Origin of the sequence: Pyxidicoccus xibeiensis (assembly GCF_024198175.1) — a bacterium.
Taxonomy (GTDB): domain Bacteria; phylum Myxococcota; class Myxococcia; order Myxococcales; family Myxococcaceae; genus Myxococcus; species Myxococcus xibeiensis.
The window spans coordinates 744,718-763,247 of sequence record NZ_JAJVKV010000001.1; the positions used below are offsets into that span (position 1 = coordinate 744,718).

An 18,530-nucleotide genomic window follows, 5' to 3' on the forward strand; every position below is an offset into this window, starting at 1 on the left:
CTCGGGGCGGGTCCCGACGACGTTGACCATAGCGACGACCCGGGGCGAGGCCCACTTCCTTGCCAGCCCTCCAGGCGGGTGTACGACATTTCCGCCCACGGGGGATTTCCGGTCGCCTGGGGAGCAGGCGCGCCCGGCGGAGTGGGGGATGGCTCGTGAAACAGGCTCACGGCTACGCTTCGCCGCACACGCCAGCCGCGAGGTACGTCACGAACCGCTTCACTGGAGCCGCCACCCCGCTCACCGTCCGGGGCATCGAGGCCTGCGCGGCCACGCTCTCGGTGCACCCCACGGAGCTGTGGACGGTGCTCCAGGTGGAGACGCGCGGCTGTGGCTTCTTCGCGGACCGCCGGCCGGTCATCCTGTTCGAGCGGCACATCTTCAGCCGCAAGACGCAGGGCCGCTTCGATGCGCAGGCCCCGGACCTCAGCAACCCGAAGGCGGGAGGCTATGCCGGCGGCGTGGCGGAGTTCGACCGGCTGGAGCGGGCGCTGGCGCTGGACGCGTCGGCCGCGCTGATGAGCGCGTCGTGGGGGCTGGGCCAGGTGATGGGCTTCCACGCCAGCGACCTGGGCTACGGCTCCGTGGAGAACTTCGTCGCGCGGATGATGGAGTCGGAGGACGAGCAGCTCGGCGCGCTGGCGGCCTTCATCCAGAAGAACGGGCTGGCGAAGGCGCTGCGCGCGCATGACTGGGCGGCCTTCGCCCGGGGCTACAACGGCCCGGCGTATGCGAAGAACCAGTACGACAAGAAGCTGGCGGCGGCGTACCAGCGGCTGACGACGCAGGCGCCGCCGGACGTGAGCGTGCGCGAGGGCCAGCTCCGGCTCATGTACCTCGGCTTCGAGCCGGGCACGCCGGATGGAGCGCTGGGCTCGCACACGAAAGGAGCGCTGAAGAAGTTCCAGGCGCAGCAGCAGCTGCCCGTCACCGCCGTGTTCGACACGGCCACGCTGGATGCGCTGGGGAGGCAACACGGCCTGCTGCCCCGGAGCGACACCGGAGCCGACCCGCTGGCGAAGCCTGGCGTGGCGCCGCTCGCCGTCAGCCCGCAGTCCGTGGCGCCGATGGCCGCCGCTTCGACGACGCAGGCGTCATCTCCGGCCACGGTCCCGTCATTCGCGACGCAGCCCGGGGCCGCTTCAATGACGCCGGCTCCAGCCCATGCCACGGGCCCATCCTCCGCGGCGCCGCTCGGGGCCACTCCGGCGCTCACGGTGAGCCCGCCCTCCACGAGTCAGCTCGCCACCGCTCCGACGACGCCCGCGCTCTCGCCCTCCGCTGCCGCGAGCTCGGCTTCCGCGCCCCCTCTCGCCATCCCGTCCCCTCCCCCGGACCTCGCGCCCGCGCGTAACACCGTGGTCCCGACGCCTGCGTGGACGATTGCTCCGAGGCGGGACTCCGACCCGCCGCTGACGCTCTGGCCCTCCGCTTCGGAAGAAGGGCCCGAGCTCCCAGCGGTGCTGGAGCCGTCGACGCTCCCGGAGCCCCTGGCCGGGCAGCTCCGCCAGCGCCTGGCCCAGCCGCTCGATGCGGACCTCCAGGCCGAGCTGTCCCGCGTCGTCGTGCTGCGGAGCAAGGCCGCTCCGGAGCTTGGCGCTCCCGCCGTGGAGGCGCTGGACCTGTGTCTCACCGCTCTCCTGGCCGAGCAGCCCAACCTCTCCTTCGCGAAGAACACGCGCCTGCGCATCGCCTCCGCGCTCGCGGACCGGCTCTACCCGCTGCGCCCGCTGCCCCTCCTGCGCTCCAGCTCCCCCGCCACGCAGGTGGTGCTCGGGCTGGGGCTGCTGCTGCTGTGCTGCCAGGGCCTCTTCGCCTTCGCGCACCAGGTGCTGACCACCGAGGCGACCACGTTCTTCGGCCTCCCCGCCCGCACGCTGCTGCTCGTGGGCCTGTGCGGCGCCGTGGGCGGCGCGGTGAGCCTGCTCATGCGGCTCGGGGACTTCGAGAAGATGCGGGGCGCCAGCCGCCTCTCCATGCTGATGCAGGGCTTCTTCAAGCCGGTCATCGGCTTGTACTGCGCCCTCTTCGGCTTCGCGCTGATGAAGTCGGGGGTGCTGCCCATCCAGCCGTCGACGCCGGAGTCGGCGCTCTACCTTTATATGTCCGTGTGCTTCCTGCTCGGCTTCAGCGAGCGGCTCGCCCAGGACCTGTTCATCCGCGCCGGAGAGGGGCTCGTCTCCATCGGAGTTCCGGGAGGCCCCGGGAAGTCCTCCTGAGGCCCCTCGCGCGCGACGTGGCGGAGGGGCCCGGAGACCTGCCTACCTACTTCTTGCACTTCCGGCAGTCGTTCCGCTCGAAGGCGCGGAAGTCGTCGTCATCCTCGTACCGGCACTCATTGGCGGACTTGGCGCCGATGCGCACGTCGTCCGTGACGTAGTCCTTGAAGATGATGCACACCTTGGCCTCCTTGTCGGGGCCCTGCACCTCGAAGCGGTAGTCCGCGCCCAGCTCCTGGCACGGTCCGCCCCTGGACTTGAGCCTGTCCGTCACCTCTTCCGTGCCGCGCGACTCCGTGGTGAGGAACACGCGGACGTCCTCGACGGGGCAGTCACCGAAGTCGAGGAAGATGTGGGTGATGTTCTTGTCGCGCTCGATGGGGTCGAAGCAGATCTTCTTGCCGCACTGGTTGTCGCGCTCCTCTTCGAATGGAGCGAGATAGCGCTCGGTGGCATTCGAGGACACCTCGTCCACGGGCTCCTCGACGCCACAGCCAAAGCCCAACATGCCCGCCATCACCGTCGCCACCAGGCCTGCCTTCCAATGACGCATCCGAGTCCTCGCTTTCCACGAGCGGAGCGGCCATCGCTCCCGGACGGCGCATCGAGCAACGCATGTGCCGCCCGTGCGGATGTCAGGCCCGGGAAGGCCCACCGGACCGGGGGGGCATGTCCCACCGACGCCGGGGCGGGGTCAGCGCGTGATTCCCGTCCATCCGCGAGGAGGACTGGGGACGCCGGGGGCGCTCCATTTCTCTCCATGGGTCATCCGGAGGGCAGGTCTCGGGAGCCCCGCCCCGCCGTGCTATCCCTCTCGACACGCTGCTCCGACGCAATCACCACGCCGCAGAAACGTACCCCGGCCATGAATTGGGAGACCGAATGAACTGGCTCACCGCGCGAATCCTGGGCGCACTCGCTGTCCTGCTGCTGTTCGTCCCCGCCGCCAACGCGGCCACGCGGCAGCAGGAGCTGGACCAGCTCGTCACGAAGTACCACCAGCTGCGCCAGTTCAACGGCACGGTGCTCGTCGCCGACGACAAGGGCCTCATCCACAAGAAGGGCTACGGCTTCGCCAACTTCGAGTGGAAGGTCCCCCACACCCCCGACACGAAGTTCCGCCTCGCCTCCATCACCAAGCAGTTCACCGCGACGGTCATCCTGCAGCTCGTCGCCGAGGGGAAGCTCGGGCTCGACGACAAGGTCTCCAAGCACCTCCCGGACTACCGCAAGGACACCGGCGACCGCGTCACCATCACCCACCTGCTCAACCACACCTCCGGCATCCCCAGCTACACCTCCGCCCCCACCTTCTTCCCGAACGACTCGAGAGACCCCTACACCGTCGCGGACTTCGTGAAGAAGTTCGCCAGCGGGGACCTCCAGTTCGAGCCCGGCTCGAAGTTCGCCTACAACAACTCCGGCTACTTCCTGCTCGGCGCCATCATCGAGAAAGTCACCGGCAAGACGTACGCCCAGGCCCTCCAGGAGCGCATCTTCGCCCCGCTGGGCATGCGGAGCTCCGGCTACGACGTCGCCGCCACCGTGCTCCCCAAGCGCGCCAGCGGCTACGAGCTCGGACCCGACGGCTACGTCAACGCCCCCTACCTCGACATGTCGCTCCCGTACGCCGCCGGCTCCCTCTACTCGACGGTGGAGGACCTCTTTCTCTGGGACCGCGCGCTCTACACGGACAAGGTCCTCCCCGCCGCGCTCAAGCAGCAGATGTTCACCCCGGGCCTCGACCAGTACGGCTTCGGTTGGACGATGCGCTCCATCAAGCTCAATGACGGCAAGACGGAGCTGCCCATCATCACCCACAGCGGCGGCATCAACGGGTTCAGCACGCTCATCGTCCGCGCGCCGGAGCGCAAGGAGCTCGTCGTCCTCCTCGACAACACCTCGCGCGGCGACAAGCTCATGGAGCTCGCCCAGGGCCTCTTCAGCGTCCTCCATGGCATCCCGCCCCAGCAGCCCCGGAAGTCGATTGCGGAGGTCGTCATGGCCGCCGCCAGCAAGGCTCCCGTCGCGGAGGCCATCGCCACCTACCGCACCCTGAAGGCCACGAAGGCGAGCGAGTACGACTTCTCCGAGGGCCAGCTCAACAATGTCGGCTACCAGCTCCTGCGCTCCGGACGCGTGGCGGACGCCATCGAGGTCTTCAAGCTGAACGTGGAGATGTTCCCGAAGGAGGGCAACCCCTACGACAGCCTCGCCGAGGCGTACCTCGCCAGCGGCAACAAGGAGCAGTCCCTCGTGAACTACCGCAAGGCCGTGGAGCTGGACCCGAAGAACACGGGGGCCGCGCAGAAGGTCCGCGAGCTGGAGAAGCCCGCCACGACGAAGGCCACGCCGTAGCCGCTCGGAAATACCGCTGAAGGCGTATGGCCCCACGTACCCGTCCCGGTACGCTGGGGCCTTCTTCATTCCGAGGGGTGCCCGCATGCACCGGTCCTGGAGCCTCACCCACCGCGCGCTCGTGCCCGTCCTGGTCCTGGCCCTGACGGGATGCGCCAGCAGCACCCTCATCCGCAGCACCCCGTCCGGCGCCACCGTCTACATCCAGGACGAGCGCGTGGGCACGACGCCCTACCGGCACACCGACAGGCGCGTCTCGTTCTCCTGGGTGCAGGTCCGGCTGGAGAAGGAGGGCTACGAGCCCGTCTCCACGGCCATCAGTCGGGATGGCAGCTTCGTCTGGTCCGCCCTGTTCCTGGGCGGCTTCATCGCTCCCCTCTTCTACGTGTATGGCTATGCGCCCCGGTACGACTACGTGCTGAAGCGGGCAAGGGACGAGGATGAGGACCTCTTCAAGTGGGAGGCGCCGCAGCGCAACGACGGCACCGACGACCTCTACTGACTAGAAGAGCCAGCCTCCTCCGATGATGGGCATCACCTGCGTGCGCGGCTGGCCATCCTTGGGATAGAGGATGAGCCCCACTCCCCCGTCCAGGAAGAAGCCGCCCTCGGACACCCACTGGATGCCGCCTTCCAGGTGCAGGTTGAGCGCGAAGACGTCGCCGCTGTCGATGTCGTTGGGGCCATCCGGGTTGTTGGTGACGTCCTGGTCGCCAATCCCGACGCGCGTCGGGGTGGAGGAGAAGCCGGGGATGCCCACGTGGATGCCCGAGCCCAGGAAGGGGCTGAAGCGCGAGGAGACGAAGGTCCACCGCACGCCCGCGGCGACGCCGCCGAAGCCGATGTCCAGGGCGAGGTAGGGGTACAGGTCCTTGCGCGCCACGTAGATGGCGTTGATGACCAGCACGCCGCGCCCGCTGAAGAAGTCCAGCCCCAGTCCCCACGTGCGGCCCAGCCGGGGGTTGTCCTGGAACTGCCGCAGGGCTTCTTCGCGCTGCACCTCGTCGCGCGCCTGCGTGGCCTCCTGCTCCTGGAGCTGCTGGTAGCGGCGCCGGAAGTCCGGGTCCTCCGGCAGCGTGGGGTCCGCGGAGATGGCCGCGCGCAGGGCCCGCCGCTCCCGGTCCGCGTCTCCCGCGCGCTCGTACGCCTCGGCGAGGCGCACCAGCCCGCGCGCCCGCCCACGCAGGGAGACGAGGTCATCCGGCCGCTCCTCCAGCACCTGGTCGAAGAGCCTCAGCGCCGCGCGCGACTCGCCCGCCGCCAGGAGCCGTAGCGCCTCGTCGCGCCGCCAGTCGCGCAGCTCCTCCGGGTCCGTGGTGTCCGGCTTCCCCTTGAGCAGGCCCGCGGACAGCGCCCGCGACTCGAAGGGCAGCTTCACCACCTCCACCCGCGCGCCCTCCGCCAGCGTCACCGGCGCGGCCTCCAGCGTGGACACGCCCACGCGCTTCACCTGGTACTCGCCGGGCGCGAGCGCCAGCACCGTCTCCCGCTCCGGCCGGGTGCGGCCCTCGGCGGCCAGCCGCCGCTCGCTGCCGTCCACCACCACGTAGCGCTCGCCCTCCGCGCGCGGCAGCACCAGCGTCGCGGTGGCGCGCTCCGGCCACGTCAGCACCACCTCGCCCTGCCCCTTCAGCTCGTAGCGGAAGGCGGGCCGCTGCGGCACCGGCGTGGCCGCGGTGTCCGCCTCCGTGCGCTGGTAGGCATGCTGGTAGGCCTCGGACAGCGACACGCGCCCGTCCTCGTTCGCATCCGCCGCGCCGCGCAGGCCGGACACCAGGTGGTGCGTGAAGACGGAGCCCGCCAGGGCGCGCCGCTCCTGCGACAGCTCGTCCGCGCCGCTGGAGGTGAGCAGCGCGAGCCCGTTCACCTCCAGCTCGTCCACCACCTGCGACGCGAAGGAGACGGCGGGCCGGCCGCCCTTGGCCTCTACGATGGAGCCGCTGCGGCACGCGTCCACCACGCCCACGCGCACCCGGCCCGGCGAGTCGCGCAGCACGCCGTATAGCTCCTCGTGGGACAGCGGCTCGCCGCGCAGGTGCAGGTGCTTCTCGTCGGCGTGGCCCGAGTAGTAGACGAACAGCAGCGTGTCGCCGCGGCTGGCGCGCAGCCACCCGGCCATGCGGCGCAGCAGCGTGCGCACCTCGGCCGTGTCCGGGTCTCGCAGGAGGTGGACGCGGTCCGCCGCGAAGCCGCCCAACTCCACCAGCACGTCGCGCATGTGCTCCGCGTCGGACTCGGCGTGGCGCAGGGGCTTGTCGTTGGCCCAGCCGGCGTTGGCGCCGATGACGACGGCGAAGCGCTCCTCGGCGGAGGCGGCCGGAGCAGCGGCCACCACTGCCGCGACGAGCAAGGTCCAGGCGATGCGCATCATGGCGGCTCCATTCCCCCTTGTGCTGACGACGCCCCGGACTCAACCGCTCGGCGTCGCGCCCCGCCATACCACGTAAGGCGTACTGACAGCGACGCGCCCCCCCGGTACTCCGTGCGACGCTCGGTGACGCCCCGCACGCTCCGTGCGACATTGCTTGGATGGGCACTCCCACCGTGACTGAAATCGGGCCTGGCGACGCCGCGCTGAAGACCGCGTTCTGCGACTACGTCCCCCAGGTCTTCCGCAAAGCCGACTTCCGCCGCTGGACGGACTGGGGCGAGTGGAACGACGACTACCGCGCGTTCTCCATCCTCGAGGACGGCCGGGCGGTGGCCAATGCCTCGCTGATGCGGATGCGGCTGCTCGTCGAAGGACGTGAGGTGACGGCCTTCCAGTTCGGCGCCGTCGGCTGCGTGCCGTCGCACCGGGGGCGCGGTCTGGCGCGCGCGGCGATGGAGGCCGCGCTGGAGTCTTGCGGCGACGCGCCGGTGATTCTGTTCGCCAACAAGACGGTGCTCGACTTCTACCCGCGCTTCGGCTTCGTGCCCGAGCGGGAGACGCTGTTCGCCGCCCGGCATGAAGCCATGCCCGGAGGCCCCCCCGCACCGAGCCTGGACCTGGCCGAGCCCGCGGTGCGCGCCGGGCTCGCCGCGCTCTCCAGCGAGGGGCTCCCGGTGACGGAGCGCTTCGGTGCGCGGGCCTACTCCACCATCGCGAGCTGGTACGAGGCGAACAAGTTCGCACGGCCCCTGCGCCGCCTGGGCGACGACGCGTGGGTGTTCGCGAGCGTGGAGGGCGACACGCTCTACATCGACGACGTCTTCGCGCGCCGCCCCTTCGACCTGCGCGCGGAAATCCCGCGCCTCATCGACCGGCCCATCACCTCCATCCAGTTCGGCTTCACCCCGGAGCGCTGGTGGCCCGGCGCGGAGCCGGCTGGCGAGGACACGGAGGCGTACCTGTTCGTGCGCGGGCTGACGCTCCCGCGCGAGCCGCACCGCTTTCCTGCGATGGCGCACACCTGAGCGCGCGGCGCGACGAGGACGGGGCTCCCCGGGCGGGCACACTGATGCAACCCGAAGTACATCAGCCTACCAAACAACGACTCCCATCCGGATACGCGAGCGGCTCCTACGCCATCCGCCGGCCCTGACTCCTCCAGCCCACGCCGAACGGTCGCCGCTTCGCCATGACTGGTCGGAAGCAGCCCACCGCGCGAGGCGGCCACCCTGGCGCGGCGTGCGGCCGGCTCGGGGACCTCCTCGCGCGGTCTTCGGAAGGAAGTGCCGCGGAGCTACCCGCAGCAGGAGTACGTCGCCGAGTAGTCCATCCGGAAGCCATCCGTCCGGCTCGGCCCCAGCTCCACGCACTCACCAGGGGTGATGGTGACGTTGCAGGTGCCCGTCGGACACCGCGACTGCATGCTCAGGTTGAGCAGGTTGCGCGCCTGCGTCGCCGCACCGCCACAGGTCGCCCCCTCGCCATAGCGGGTGGAGGTGTACCGCGTGGTGCCGCACACGCACATCTGCGCGACTTCGGACTCGGGAGAAACAGAGATGCCGGACGAGTCGTCCTCGCCCGGCATCGGCTCACCCGCGTTGCACGCGGCGAGACTCAGAGCTGCGAACAGCACTCCCAGACGCCAGGTCGGTCGGTTCATCCCGCCAGCCTAGGACTGCCTGAGAGCCCCCATCAACTCGCCCGGCTGGTGGCGTAGCGGGCCTGCCCCGCCCAGCTGCCATCCACGAGCCGATGGATGCGCTGCTCCAGCGGCGGGTGGGTGGAGAAGAGGGCCATGACGCCGCCGCCGCGGATGCCGAAGGCCTTCATGTTGGCGGGCAGCTCGCTGGCGTCGTCCTGCTGGCGGCGCAGCCGGTCCAGGGCGCGCGCCATGGCGCCCGGGTCCACCAGCCTCGCGCCGCCGTCGTCCGCGCGGAACTCCCGGCGGCGGCTGTACCAGGCGACGATGATGCTGGCGCCGATGCCGAAGACAATCTGCAGCACCAGGCTGGTGATGAAGTAGGCCGGACCGGTGCCACCGCGCTCCTCCCCCTCCTCCGAGTTGCTGAGGAAGCGGTCCACGAAGAAGCCCACCACGCGGCTGAGGAAGATGACGAAGGTGTTGAGCACGCCCTGCAGGAGGGTGAGCGTCACCATGTCACCGTTGGCCACGTGGGCCACCTCGTGGCCGAGCACCGCCTCCACCTCGTCCCGCCGCATGCCGTGCAGCAGGCCGGTGGACACGGCGACCAGCGCGTTGTTGCGGCGCGCGCCCGTGGCGAAGGCGTTCATGTCCGGGCTTTCGTAGATGGCCACCTCGGGCGTGTTGATGCCGGCGTCGCGCGCCAGCCGCGTCACCGTCTGCACCAGCCACAGCTCGGCCTCGGTGCGGGGCGTCTCGATGACGTGGGCGCCGGTGCTCCACTTCGCCATCTTCTTCGACAGCAGCAGCGAGATGATGGAGCCACCGAAGCCCATCACCGCCGACATGATGAGCAGCACGGGCAGGTTCAGCCCCGAGCCGGAGCGGGCCAGCATGCTGTCCACGCCCAGCAGCCGCCCGACGATGGCCAGCATCGCCAGCACGGCGACGTTGGTCAGGATGAACAGCGCGATGCGACTGACGAAGCTTCCCTTCATGTCCCTCACTCCGGAAGAAGACCGATGACCCCAACATTGAGCAGCGCGGAGCGGATGCAAGCCCGCCTGCCCGCGTGCTCTCGTGGCGCATGAAGAACAGCGCCCGGGCCCGGCTCATCCAGAGATTGTTCCTGGGGGAAGGTGAGGTTTTTCCTATGGCAGCGCGCCCGCCACGTTCATATGTGGAAGGTTGCTCCGTGCCACGGCGGCCGTCGGAAAGTGCACGCCGGAGTGACGGCTACGGCTTCAGCGGAGAGAGCAGGTCGCCCGCGGTGAGCCGCCGGACCTTCCCGGCGTCGGTGTGGCGGAAGCGCAGCGCATAGCCCTCGCTCCCGTCCGGCAGCGCGGCGTCGTCGGAGAGGCCGGCGAAGAAGGTGGGGGCCCTGCCCAGCTCCAGCCGGGCCACGTCGCGGGCGTCCTCCAGGCGGCGCAGCCGGCGCAGGAACTGGCCGGTGTCCTCGTCCGGGGCGCGGGTGAGGACGGCCACGCGCCCGTCCCGGCGGCGCACGTGCACCGTGCGGGTGCGTGCCGCCGCATGCAGGCAGGCCAGCTCCCAGAGCGTGGGCCTGGCGCCGGTTCCGAAGTAGGCCAGCGTATCCTGGCCGAAGTGGGCCAGGGTGGCGCTCTCGCGCTCCACGTCGTGGAAGCGCTGCTCGGAGGGCACCTTCACGTCCACCCAGCGCAGCTGGCGCGCGACGAGGTCGATGACGAGCGGCACGGAGATACGGGCCTTGCCCTGCAGGTCGAAGCGCTGCTCCACCGTGGCCGCGTCGAAGTGGCGCCCGGCGTTGCCGTCGCGCACCATGAAGCCCGCGAAGGCGTCCTCCATGCGGTCGAAGGACACGTTGTTGAAGGAGAAGACCACCGGCATCGCGTAGCGCACACCCCGGGCCACGAGCGCGGTCGTGTGCACGTCGAGGAACTCGGCGCCGCCCTGGGGCGCGGGGGCGGAGGTGATGTCCCCCGAGTGCACGGCGGCGTCACCGGCGAGGCGCAGGTTCGTGTAGTCGCACACCTCCATCAGCCACCAGCTCTCGTTGTAGAGGGCCACGGACAGGTCCAGGTCCACGCGCGTGTCCCGGGGCTGCGTCCAGTGCACGAAGAAGCGCAGGTGCTCGCCCTCGGGCAGGTCCAGCGCGCTCCCGCGAGGCACCGCCACCAGCGAGCGGGACGCCGTCTTCTCCGCGAGCGGCACGAGCAGGTCCGACAGCGCCTCGTCGAGCAGCGCCTGGGGCACGGCGGGCAGCCGCTCCGCGCGCCGCAGCAGCTCGCGCTCCAGGGGGCCGACGAGCTGGCCGATGGTGTCCCCGGGCAGCAGCGGCCGCCGGTCCTCGGTGCCCCACGCATGGGCGGCCTCGCCCTTGGGGAAGAACACCCGCCGGGCGAAGGGCGCATGGCGGCGGCGCAGGTGCGCGGCGGCGGTGAGCAGCAGCCCGGGCGCACCACGCGCGGCCACGGCGTCGAGCGCGGCGACGACCTCCTGCTCGCGCGAGGCGCCGTCCACGTCGGAGAGCGCCGTGCGGGCCACGTGGTCCAGCCTGCGCAAGAGCTCGCCCGGACGCTGTCGCAAGAGCCGCAGGGCCTCCGTCAGGTCTCTCTCGCCGAGCGACTCCTCCACTCGCGAGGACCACGAGCGGAAGCGCAGCGTGAAGCCTCCGTCCACGGGCTGCACGGCAAAGGAGTCGGGAAGCTCACGCGCCCGGGCCAGCAGGGCCTGGCCGAAGTCCGTCTGGGGCGAGAGTACGGTGCCGCGCAGCGTGGAGAAGGCGAGCGCGACGTGGGGGTGCGCCTGCCAGCGCTCGAAGACGTGGAGCTGTCGCGCCACCGCCTTCCAGAGGCCGGGGTGGCGGCGCACGTCCTCGATGAGGCTCACCAGCGGCATCGCCTCCAGGGCCTGGAGCACGGCACGGCGCAGCGCGCGGGGGTGGCTCTCCAGCCGCACCTTCTCCGTCAGGTCCGGGTTGCTTCCGGCCCGCGCCACGAGGATGCGCAGGACGTCCGTCGCCGTCTTCACGTGCGCCGCGGCGCCCGCCAGCACGTCGCCCGTGGCCTCCGGCGCCTTGCGCAGCAGGGTGCCGAGCGTGTGGGCCAGCGTCTCCTTCACCGGGATGCGCGGCGGGAGCCAGCCCAGCACGAGGAGCCCGGCATCGGAGACGAGGAAGCGGAGCAGCTCGAGCTCGTCCGGGCGCGGGACGGCGGCGCGCAGGAGCAGCGCCAGCACCACGTCCTTGGAGGCGGCCTCCAGGTCCGTGCCCAGCGACAGCCGCGTCATGCGGCCCTGGCGCAGCACGTGGAGCCCCGGAGTGGAGGGGTGCGTCACCGGCTGGAAGTACGGCTGTCCCTTCGCGACGCGCTGGTGGCAGATGGGACAGGCGCCGTACGCGCGCGGGTCGAAGCAGTTCGTGCAGACGACGTGGGCGCAGGGGTCCAGCGCCTGCACCTTGGCGACGTCGCCACAGAAGAGGCACGGCTGCTCGGGCGTCTGGTAGAGCCACACCAGCACGCGCTGCATGTACAGCGAGCGGGTGTCGTGGGGCACGCTGCCGGGGAACCCCTGGAAGAGGGGCACGAAGGCCCGGTCCTGCCCGAGCAGCTTCGCGAGCGTGTCGAAGACGAAGCGGCCCACGGACGCGAGCGTGTCCGGAGGCAGCGCCGCGAGCGCGTCCCGCAGCGGACCGGAGAGCGTGTAGCCCAGCCCGAGCAGGTCCGCCTCCAGCGCGCGCACCCCCTCGAGGCTCTGGGGCGAGGGCTTCCGGGCGCCGGGCACCGTGGGGAGGAAGACCCGGGCCGACCTGCGCAGCAGCAGGGCCGAGGTGGCACCGAGCGGGTCGAGCGCGGGCAAGACCACGAAGCCTCCAGGGGAGAGGAAGAAGTGGGGCGGAGAGCGGATGCACTACCGCAGGAGTGAGAAGGAAGCACATCCAGAGCCGCCCCGGCCCGGCACTGTAGCAGAGCCTGCCGCCGCCAACGCTCGAGTTCATGCGAACGGAGGCCCTGCCCGGGGCAGCCCGTGAGCGCCCGCCCTCGAGGCCCGGCGCGTACGACTGGCTGGAGCGCTGACAGCGGGCTCAGCCCATGCAGGGCCGTCCCCCGCTTCATGCCGGGTCTACTTCCGGTCCACCGCCGTGGGCACCGGAGCGGAGGCCTCACGTGCGAAGCGCAGGTCGCGCACGCGCCCCATGAACAGGCTCAGCCCGTCCACCCGGCCCGAGGCGTCGCGCGTGAAGCGCACCAGCCCCAGCTCCGGAGCGAGGAAGACGTCCGCGTACTTCGGCACCAGGGTGAAGACGTCCGCCGGGCGCCTCCGCAGCACGAGCGTGTCCCCTTCGGCCGCGACCGCATAGGAGACCTCCGCCTCCTGGCTGACGTAGGTGCCCGCGTATCCGGCGAGCCCCGCCGCGTCCACCCGCGCGGGCACGACCGGCACGAAGGGCACGCTGTCACCATCTGGCGTGCGCAGCTGCATCGCGGTGGGCCGCCCGCCCTTGCCCAGGTCGAAGGCAAGCTGCGCGGCGCCCTCGCCCACCCGGAACAGCACCTCGGAGCTCGGCGTGAGCGGAGTGCCGTCCTCCAGCTCCAGCCGTCCCTCGCGCACGCGCAGCTCCAGGGGCTCGCCGGTGCGGGTGTTGCGGTAGAGCCCCGCCCTGGCGGAGAGCACCTGCGCCGCGAGCGTCGCCGTGCCGGGCGTGGGTACGGGCGGCACCTGGCCGGCGAGGAAGATGTCGGCCACCGCGTGCGCCAGCTTCACCGAGTTGACCTCACCGTGGTTGCAGAGCAGGGCCACGGACAGCTGCTGGCGCGGGTAGCGCGCGAGGAAGGCGCGGTAGCCCGCGGTGGCGCCCGCGTGGCTCACCTCCGGGAGTCCCCGGTACGAGGTCATGACGATTCCCGACGCGTACTCGAGCTGCCGGCCGCTGGTGAGCTTCCCCTGACGCTGCAGCTCGCGGACGAAGCCCGGCCCGCCGACCTTCCCTGCCGCGAGGGCCTCGTTCCAGCGCAGCAGGTCGCCCACGGTGGTGAGCAGGCCGCCGTTGCCGTGCACGTCCTCGAAGGGCATGTCGGAGTGGAAGCGCTCCTCCTTCAGCTCATAGGCCGTGGCGCGTCCCTTCACCACGCGGGTGAAGTCGTCGCGCCACTGGGTGTGCTTCATGCCGAGCGGGACGAAGAGGCGCTGCCGCGTGAAGTCGGCGAAGGACTGGCCGCTCACGCGCGCCACGATGATGGCGAGTAGGTTGTAGCCGGTGTTGCAGTAGAGGTACTCGGTGCCGGGCGGGAAGTTGAGGGCCTTCTGCCGGCTGACCACGTCCAGCACGTGCGCGTGGGTGTGGATGCGGGTGCCGCGAGGCCAGCCCGCCGCGTCCACGACGGTGCCCCAGTCCCGCAGGCCGCTGGTGTGCTGCATCAGGTGCCGCAGCGTTATCGGGGTGCCGTAGTCGGGGAGCTCCGGGACGTAGCGGCGCGCCGGGTCGTCGAGCGAGAGCTTGCCGTCCTGGGCGAGCAGGAGCACCGCGGCGGCGGTGAATTGCTTGGAGACGGAGCCGGCCTCGAACACCGTGGCGGGGGTGTTGGGGAGGTCATGCTCCAGGTTGGCCTGTCCGTAGGCGCGCTCCAGCAGCGTCTTCCCGCCCTGGCTCACACCGACGGCGCAGCCGGGCAAGCCCGGCTCGGTGAAACGAGAGAATGCGAGGTCCACCAGGGCCATGGCTCCGGGCGTGGCGCCATCGGCCCATGCGGTGGCGGACAGGAGCGAGAGGAGGAGCAGGACGCGCGAAGGCTGCGTGGGCATCGGACACCTGGGGAGGAAGTGGCTGTCTTATAGTCCGTCCGGCCCGCCGAGCGCCGGACGAGCGCCGGAACGGAGGGAACGATGGAACACAGCTATCGCGACTACACCTTGAGACGCGCCGTCGCCGAGGAGCTGCCAGCGCTCCCGGAGGTGGAGCGCCTCGCGGCGGAGCAGTTCCACCACTCGCCGCATCCGTTCGCGGCCGGGCTCCCGGTGCAGTCCCTGGAGCAACTGCGGGAGCACCACCAGCGGGGAGACGTGTGGGTGGCCGTCGCGAAGGACGGCACCGTCGCGGCCTTCACCATCTGCAAGCCGCTGGACGGGGCCGTCTTCATCGTCGAGGCGGACGTGCACCCCGGCCATGCGCGGCGGGGACTGGGCGCGGCGCTGTTCGAGCTCATCGCACGGTGGGCCCGGGCGGAGGGATACCCGGCGTTGCTGCTCACCACCTTCGGGGACGTGGCATGGAACGCGCCCTACTACGAGCGTCTGGGGTTCCGCATCCTCCGGGACGACGAGCAGGGGCCGGGGCTGCGCGCCATCCGTGAAGCGGAGACGCGGTTCGGCCTCCCGCCCGAGAGCCGCGTCTCCATGAAGCGCGTCCTCGACAGTGAGCGCTGATTCAGGACGCGCGACACTCGTACACAGCCATGGCGCTCCCCGGGGCGCCCCGGCAGCAGGAAGGAACGTTCCTTCCGCGCGGGGCACGTCCACCGGCGAGCTCAGGCAGGACACGCCCGCGACGCTGGCCGCCCTGCCCGTCGCCGAGCGTGGAAGGAACGTTCCTTCCGCCGGAGGCACGCCCCCCCGCGCGTTCGGGCAGGACACGCCCGCGACACGGGCCGCCCTGCTCGTCCCCGAGCATGGAAGGAGCGTTCCTTCCGCCGGAGGCACGCCCCCGCGCGTTCGAGCAGGACGCGCCCGTACCCTGGACGCACTGCCCCTCGCCGGAGCCTGGAAGGAACGCTCATTCCGCGTCGCAGCCAGCCCTGCCCACCCTCCCGAGCCTGGAAGGAACGCTCATTCCGCCGGGGGCGCGACCTCCGGCGGGCCCCGGCAGACCTCACCCGCGGCCTGGCTGAGCGCCCCCTCGACTGCGAGCGCCGAGCACGTCAGGGCGCACACGCCGCGCCGCCGAGCGCGGTGGTGAGATGGGTCCGGGCGAAGTAGGCGAAGCCCGCGACGCGCAGCCCGTTGCGGAACGTGCGGTCATCGGCGCGGTACGCATCGAGCACCGTCGTCTCCGCGAGCTCGAGCGCATCCGCGAAGCGGTTGTCAGAGAACCAGCGGCCGGAGAAGTCGCACTCCGCCGAGAAGATGGGCCACACCTGGACGGGGCGGCCCCACTCGCGGGACAGGTGCTCCAGCCGCGTCCGGAGGTACGGGTAGGCATTGGCGGGAGTCGCCACGTAGGCGTGCAGGAGGACGACGTCCACCAGCTCGCGCAGGGTGCGGGCCTCCTCGGCGGAGAACCAGCCCACGTACGTGGCCGCCAGCATCCCCTTCTCGTCAGCGAGGGTGCGCACATGCGCGAGCAGGCGGAGGTAATCACCCCAGCGCAAGTCGGCGGACGTCGTCCCGTTCCAGAACTCATGCTCGGTCAGCAGCCCATCGAACCGTGCGGTGGCCGGAGTCGCGGAGTCGTTGAGGTACGTCCGGACAGTGGCGACGTTGGTGGGCGTCGCGACGATGGCGAAGACGCGTAAGACGCCCGCCGCGTGGGCCCGGGTGATGAACGCACGCAGCGCCGCGGTGCGGGTGGCGTTCCCCAGAATCTGGTTGAGGCGGTAGATGCCGAGCTGGTTGATGCGGCGGGCGGCGACGAAGCTCCAGAACGCATCTTGCGTGGCCTGTGGAGCGTCGAGGAGCGTGTCCGTCTGGTCCACGTAGAGGAACCGGGGGCGCTCGACGACGTCGACCGTCCACGTGGCGGGGCCGCTGTAGTTGCTGCTGCGGTCGAACGCCAGGGTCGTCACGCGGAACCGTCCCGTCGAGGGAAAGTCGAGGCCGCGCCAGAAGGTAGCGTCATACTCGGTGGAGCCCGGGAGCGCGGTGCGGTACTGCGCGCCCAGGTAGCTCCCGTCGAAGTACCACTCCGAGCCGTGCAGCCCGCCGGCCGGGCTGGTAGCGCGCGCGGAGAAGCCGACGCGCTCGCCCCGGTGGATGACGGCGGTGGAGGAAGAGGTGGGCCCCACGCGCTCCAGCTGGAGCTGCGCCTGGCCCAGCAGCGGCGTGAGCACGGCGAGGACCGCGAGCGCGGCGGGGAAGACGTGACGGATGGGCATGGCGTGGGCTCCTGTCGGGTACGGCGCGGAATCTAGCCGCTCGCACTCGGAGTCCCTCTGAGGCAACGCCCGTCCGCCCGCCCACCGTCCGTGCGGGACACCCGGCTAACGCCAGAGGAAGAAGACGCTGCTCATGCCCGCGCCGATGCTGAGGAACACCGTGGCGATGGCGATGAGGCACAGCACCAGGGCCTTGGCCCACGTCGCCACCCACGAGCCGCCGTACACGCGCCGCAGGGCGATGCCCACGTAGATGAGGAACGCGAGGTTGACGAGGGAGAAGCTGGGAACCCACGTCCCCAGGAGCGGGCGGAAGGGCTGACCGACGGCGCCCACGAGGAAGCGGAAGACGGCGACATGGAGCGCGAAGGTGAGGTGCTCGCCGAAGTAGCGCCGGGGCTGGCGGTAGAGCAGCGGCAGCGCACAGGCCAGCAGCAGCACGCCGCCGAGCTGCACGAGCTTGTTCACGCGCTGGAACCGGGCCTCCAGGTGCTCGCGGTGCACGGCGGGCTCCACGCCCTGCTCGCGCGCCGAGTACTCGACGAACGCCTGATAGCGCTCCGCGCCGTCGGCCATCATCACGTCCAGCCGGTAGAACGTGCCGCTGCCGAAGAGGAAGTACAGCGCGCCGACAAGGAGGAACAGCTTGCGCGCCGACAGGTAGGGCCCGAAGCGCCCCGAGTGGGCCTCCACGGTGAGGAACCCGGGCCGCGAGACGAGGAGCCACAGGGTGCGCCACAGGCGGCCGTCCAGGTGCAGCCGCTCCAGCAGCAGCTTCTTCATGTACGGCTGGAACTGCTGCTCGTCCCGGCTGAAGCGCTTCGCGCCACACTGCGCGCAGTAGGGCCCCGTCAGCTCCGCTCCACAGTCGGCGCAAGGCTCCACGGGAGGAGGCGACGGGGCGGCGACGGGCTCGGGGACAGCGGACATGAGCCGGAGAGTGTAGTGCGCGAGGCGGTGCACGGTCTCCTCCCCCTCCCAGCCGCGAGGTACGCTGGCCCCCGGACATGGCCCTGGACCCCAGCGACCTCATCCCCGACGTGCGCGACGGCCTCACCCGGGTCGAGCGCATCGTCCTCCACACGCTCCACCAGCTCCAGCAGGAGCGGGGCGGCCGCAACGTGCCCACGGCGATGCTCTACGGCTACGTGGTCGAGCACGTGAATCTCAGTCCCGACGAGTTCCAGCGCATCCTCGGGCGCCTCGTCGGCCGGCAGAGCCCGTGAGGCAGGCATGAGCACCCGTGGCCTACCGGTGCCGCTCGACCGGAGCATTCCCTTCGTCTCGGCGGTGGTGGACGTCATCGAGTGCCGGGGGGACCTCACCCGAGCCATCGAAGTGCTCACGGCGGCGGAGCAGCGCTGCGGCGTCGCCCTCTGGTGGGAACTGGCCGGGGACGATTCACTGCTGTCGCCGGGGTGCTTCGTCCCCTTGAACAGGGAGGCACCTCCGACGCTGAGCGCGACGCAGGCGCTGCTCCATCGTCCCTACGAAGAGTTCATCCAGGTCTTCGGCCCCGTGGACGAAGACGACCCCAGGTCCGCGGCCCTGGGCGACAGGCTCATGCAACTGCTCGGGGAGACGCACCTCATCCTGGCGGGGATGGACTGCGACAACGTCTTCGCGCGTACACCCGATGGCACCCTGAGCGCTTGGACCATGCGCGCGTGGGGAGCGTTCCTCGCGAGCTGGGCGAATGAGACAGGCTGGGGCCCCCACTACAGCAAGGGTGGGCAGCGCTACTCCTGGAAGTACATGGGCTTCTACAACCTGGGCGAGGAGACGCTGGAGCAGTACACGCGGTGGATGGAGGTCGTCCATGACGTGCTCCGCCAGAAGACGCTCCGCGCCCTGGAGGAGTGAGGCTGCGG

At 71.0% G+C, this 18,530-nt stretch carries 15 protein-coding genes; 7 read left to right on the plus strand and 8 right to left on the minus strand.

Annotated features, from left to right (window positions below; translation table 11 throughout):
- Positions 1 to 155: 155 nt before the first annotated feature.
- The gene (locus LXT23_RS03005) at positions 156 to 2,219 is read left to right on the plus strand and encodes an N-acetylmuramidase domain-containing protein (RefSeq protein WP_253978531.1); all 2,064 of its coding nucleotides are present in this window, start codon (positions 156 to 158) and stop codon (positions 2,217 to 2,219) included.
- A 46-nt stretch (positions 2,220 to 2,265) separates the two neighbouring features.
- Here the strand turns inward: LXT23_RS03005 and LXT23_RS03010 are convergent, their stop codons facing one another.
- Positions 2,266 to 2,772 carry a hypothetical protein gene (locus LXT23_RS03010; RefSeq protein ID WP_253978532.1) on the minus strand — a complete coding sequence of 169 codons (507 nt, stop codon included), beginning with the start codon at positions 2,770 to 2,772 and terminating at the stop codon, positions 2,266 to 2,268.
- A gap of 329 nt (positions 2,773 to 3,101) precedes the next feature.
- Between LXT23_RS03010 and LXT23_RS03015 the strand changes: the two genes are divergently transcribed.
- Both LXT23_RS03015 and LXT23_RS03020 read left to right on the plus strand, forming a co-directional pair.
- A complete protein-coding gene (locus LXT23_RS03015) occupies positions 3,102 to 4,577 on the plus strand; it encodes a serine hydrolase (RefSeq protein ID WP_253978533.1) in 1,476 nt (491 codons plus the stop codon).
- Positions 4,578 to 4,662: 85 nt separating this feature from the next.
- Complete coding sequence (locus LXT23_RS03020; protein WP_253978534.1) at positions 4,663 to 5,079, plus strand: PEGA domain-containing protein; 417 nt, start codon at positions 4,663 to 4,665, stop codon at positions 5,077 to 5,079.
- Here LXT23_RS03020 and LXT23_RS03025 read toward each other — a convergent pair whose 3' ends face one another.
- Complete coding sequence (locus LXT23_RS03025; protein WP_253978535.1) at positions 5,080 to 6,948, minus strand: caspase family protein; 1,869 nt, start codon at positions 6,946 to 6,948, stop codon at positions 5,080 to 5,082.
- 173 nt (positions 6,949 to 7,121) lie between these two features.
- On the opposite strand from LXT23_RS03025, the gene LXT23_RS03030 reads away from it, so the two are divergent.
- Positions 7,122 to 7,973, plus strand: a complete 852-nt coding sequence (locus LXT23_RS03030) for a GNAT family N-acetyltransferase (RefSeq protein ID WP_253978536.1) — start codon at positions 7,122 to 7,124, stop codon at positions 7,971 to 7,973.
- Between the two features lie 269 nt (positions 7,974 to 8,242).
- Here the strand turns inward: LXT23_RS03030 and LXT23_RS03035 are convergent, their stop codons facing one another.
- The 4 genes from LXT23_RS03035 to LXT23_RS03050 form a co-directional block, all read right to left on the minus strand.
- Positions 8,243 to 8,581 carry a hypothetical protein gene (locus LXT23_RS03035; RefSeq protein ID WP_253978537.1) on the minus strand — a complete coding sequence of 113 codons (339 nt, stop codon included), beginning with the start codon at positions 8,579 to 8,581 and terminating at the stop codon, positions 8,243 to 8,245.
- Positions 8,582 to 8,640: 59 nt separating this feature from the next.
- Positions 8,641 to 9,588 (minus strand): protease HtpX, encoded by a 948-nt coding sequence (gene htpX / locus LXT23_RS03040; protein ID WP_253978538.1) that lies wholly within the window; start codon positions 9,586 to 9,588, stop codon positions 8,641 to 8,643.
- Between the two features lie 238 nt (positions 9,589 to 9,826).
- On the minus strand, positions 9,827 to 12,436 hold the full coding sequence (locus LXT23_RS03045) for an MXAN_6230/SCO0854 family RING domain-containing protein (RefSeq protein ID WP_253978539.1): 2,610 nt from the start codon (positions 12,434 to 12,436) through the stop codon (positions 9,827 to 9,829).
- A gap of 258 nt (positions 12,437 to 12,694) precedes the next feature.
- The gene (locus LXT23_RS03050) at positions 12,695 to 14,374 is read right to left on the minus strand and encodes a serine hydrolase domain-containing protein (protein WP_253978540.1); all 1,680 of its coding nucleotides are present in this window, start codon (positions 14,372 to 14,374) and stop codon (positions 12,695 to 12,697) included.
- Between the two features lie 81 nt (positions 14,375 to 14,455).
- Between LXT23_RS03050 and LXT23_RS03055 the strand changes: the two genes are divergently transcribed.
- Positions 14,456 to 14,995, plus strand: a complete 540-nt coding sequence (locus LXT23_RS03055; protein ID WP_253978541.1) for a GNAT family N-acetyltransferase — start codon at positions 14,456 to 14,458, stop codon at positions 14,993 to 14,995.
- Positions 14,996 to 15,486: 491 nt separating this feature from the next.
- Here the strand turns inward: LXT23_RS03055 and LXT23_RS03060 are convergent, their stop codons facing one another.
- Together LXT23_RS03060 and LXT23_RS03065 are read right to left on the minus strand one after the other, a co-directional pair.
- On the minus strand, positions 15,487 to 16,659 hold the full coding sequence (locus LXT23_RS03060; protein WP_253978542.1) for a hypothetical protein: 1,173 nt from the start codon (positions 16,657 to 16,659) through the stop codon (positions 15,487 to 15,489).
- Positions 16,660 to 16,764: 105 nt separating this feature from the next.
- A complete protein-coding gene (locus LXT23_RS03065) occupies positions 16,765 to 17,622 on the minus strand; it encodes a DUF3667 domain-containing protein (protein ID WP_253978543.1) in 858 nt (285 codons plus the stop codon).
- A gap of 44 nt (positions 17,623 to 17,666) precedes the next feature.
- On the opposite strand from LXT23_RS03065, the gene LXT23_RS03070 reads away from it, so the two are divergent.
- Both LXT23_RS03070 and LXT23_RS03075 read left to right on the plus strand, forming a co-directional pair.
- The gene (locus LXT23_RS03070; protein ID WP_253978544.1) at positions 17,667 to 17,885 is read left to right on the plus strand and encodes a hypothetical protein; all 219 of its coding nucleotides are present in this window, start codon (positions 17,667 to 17,669) and stop codon (positions 17,883 to 17,885) included.
- Between the two features lie 7 nt (positions 17,886 to 17,892).
- Positions 17,893 to 18,522 (plus strand): hypothetical protein, encoded by a 630-nt coding sequence (locus LXT23_RS03075; RefSeq protein ID WP_253978545.1) that lies wholly within the window; start codon positions 17,893 to 17,895, stop codon positions 18,520 to 18,522.
- Positions 18,523 to 18,530 lie beyond the last annotated feature (8 nt).

Excerpts from the sequence above, each read along its gene's own strand:
- LXT23_RS03010 (WP_253978532.1), bottom strand. The coding sequence starts at position 2,772 with ATGCGTCATTGGAAGGCAGGCCTGGTGGCGACGGTGATGGCGGGCATG.
- LXT23_RS03015 (WP_253978533.1), top strand. The coding sequence starts at position 3,102 with ATGAACTGGCTCACCGCGCGAATCCTGGGCGCACTCGCTGTCCTGCTG.
- LXT23_RS03020 (WP_253978534.1), top strand. The coding sequence starts at position 4,663 with ATGCACCGGTCCTGGAGCCTCACCCACCGCGCGCTCGTGCCCGTCCTG.
- LXT23_RS03025 (WP_253978535.1), bottom strand. The coding sequence starts at position 6,948 with ATGATGCGCATCGCCTGGACCTTGCTCGTCGCGGCAGTGGTGGCCGCT.
- htpX (WP_253978538.1), bottom strand. The coding sequence starts at position 9,588 with ATGAAGGGAAGCTTCGTCAGTCGCATCGCGCTGTTCATCCTGACCAAC.
- LXT23_RS03050 (WP_253978540.1), bottom strand. The coding sequence starts at position 14,374 with ATGCCCACGCAGCCTTCGCGCGTCCTGCTCCTCCTCTCGCTCCTGTCC.
- LXT23_RS03055 (WP_253978541.1), top strand. The coding sequence starts at position 14,456 with ATGGAACACAGCTATCGCGACTACACCTTGAGACGCGCCGTCGCCGAG.
- LXT23_RS03060 (WP_253978542.1), bottom strand. The coding sequence starts at position 16,659 with ATGCCCATCCGTCACGTCTTCCCCGCCGCGCTCGCGGTCCTCGCCGTG.
- LXT23_RS03070 (WP_253978544.1), top strand. The coding sequence starts at position 17,667 with ATGGCCCTGGACCCCAGCGACCTCATCCCCGACGTGCGCGACGGCCTC.
- LXT23_RS03075 (WP_253978545.1), top strand. The coding sequence starts at position 17,893 with ATGAGCACCCGTGGCCTACCGGTGCCGCTCGACCGGAGCATTCCCTTC.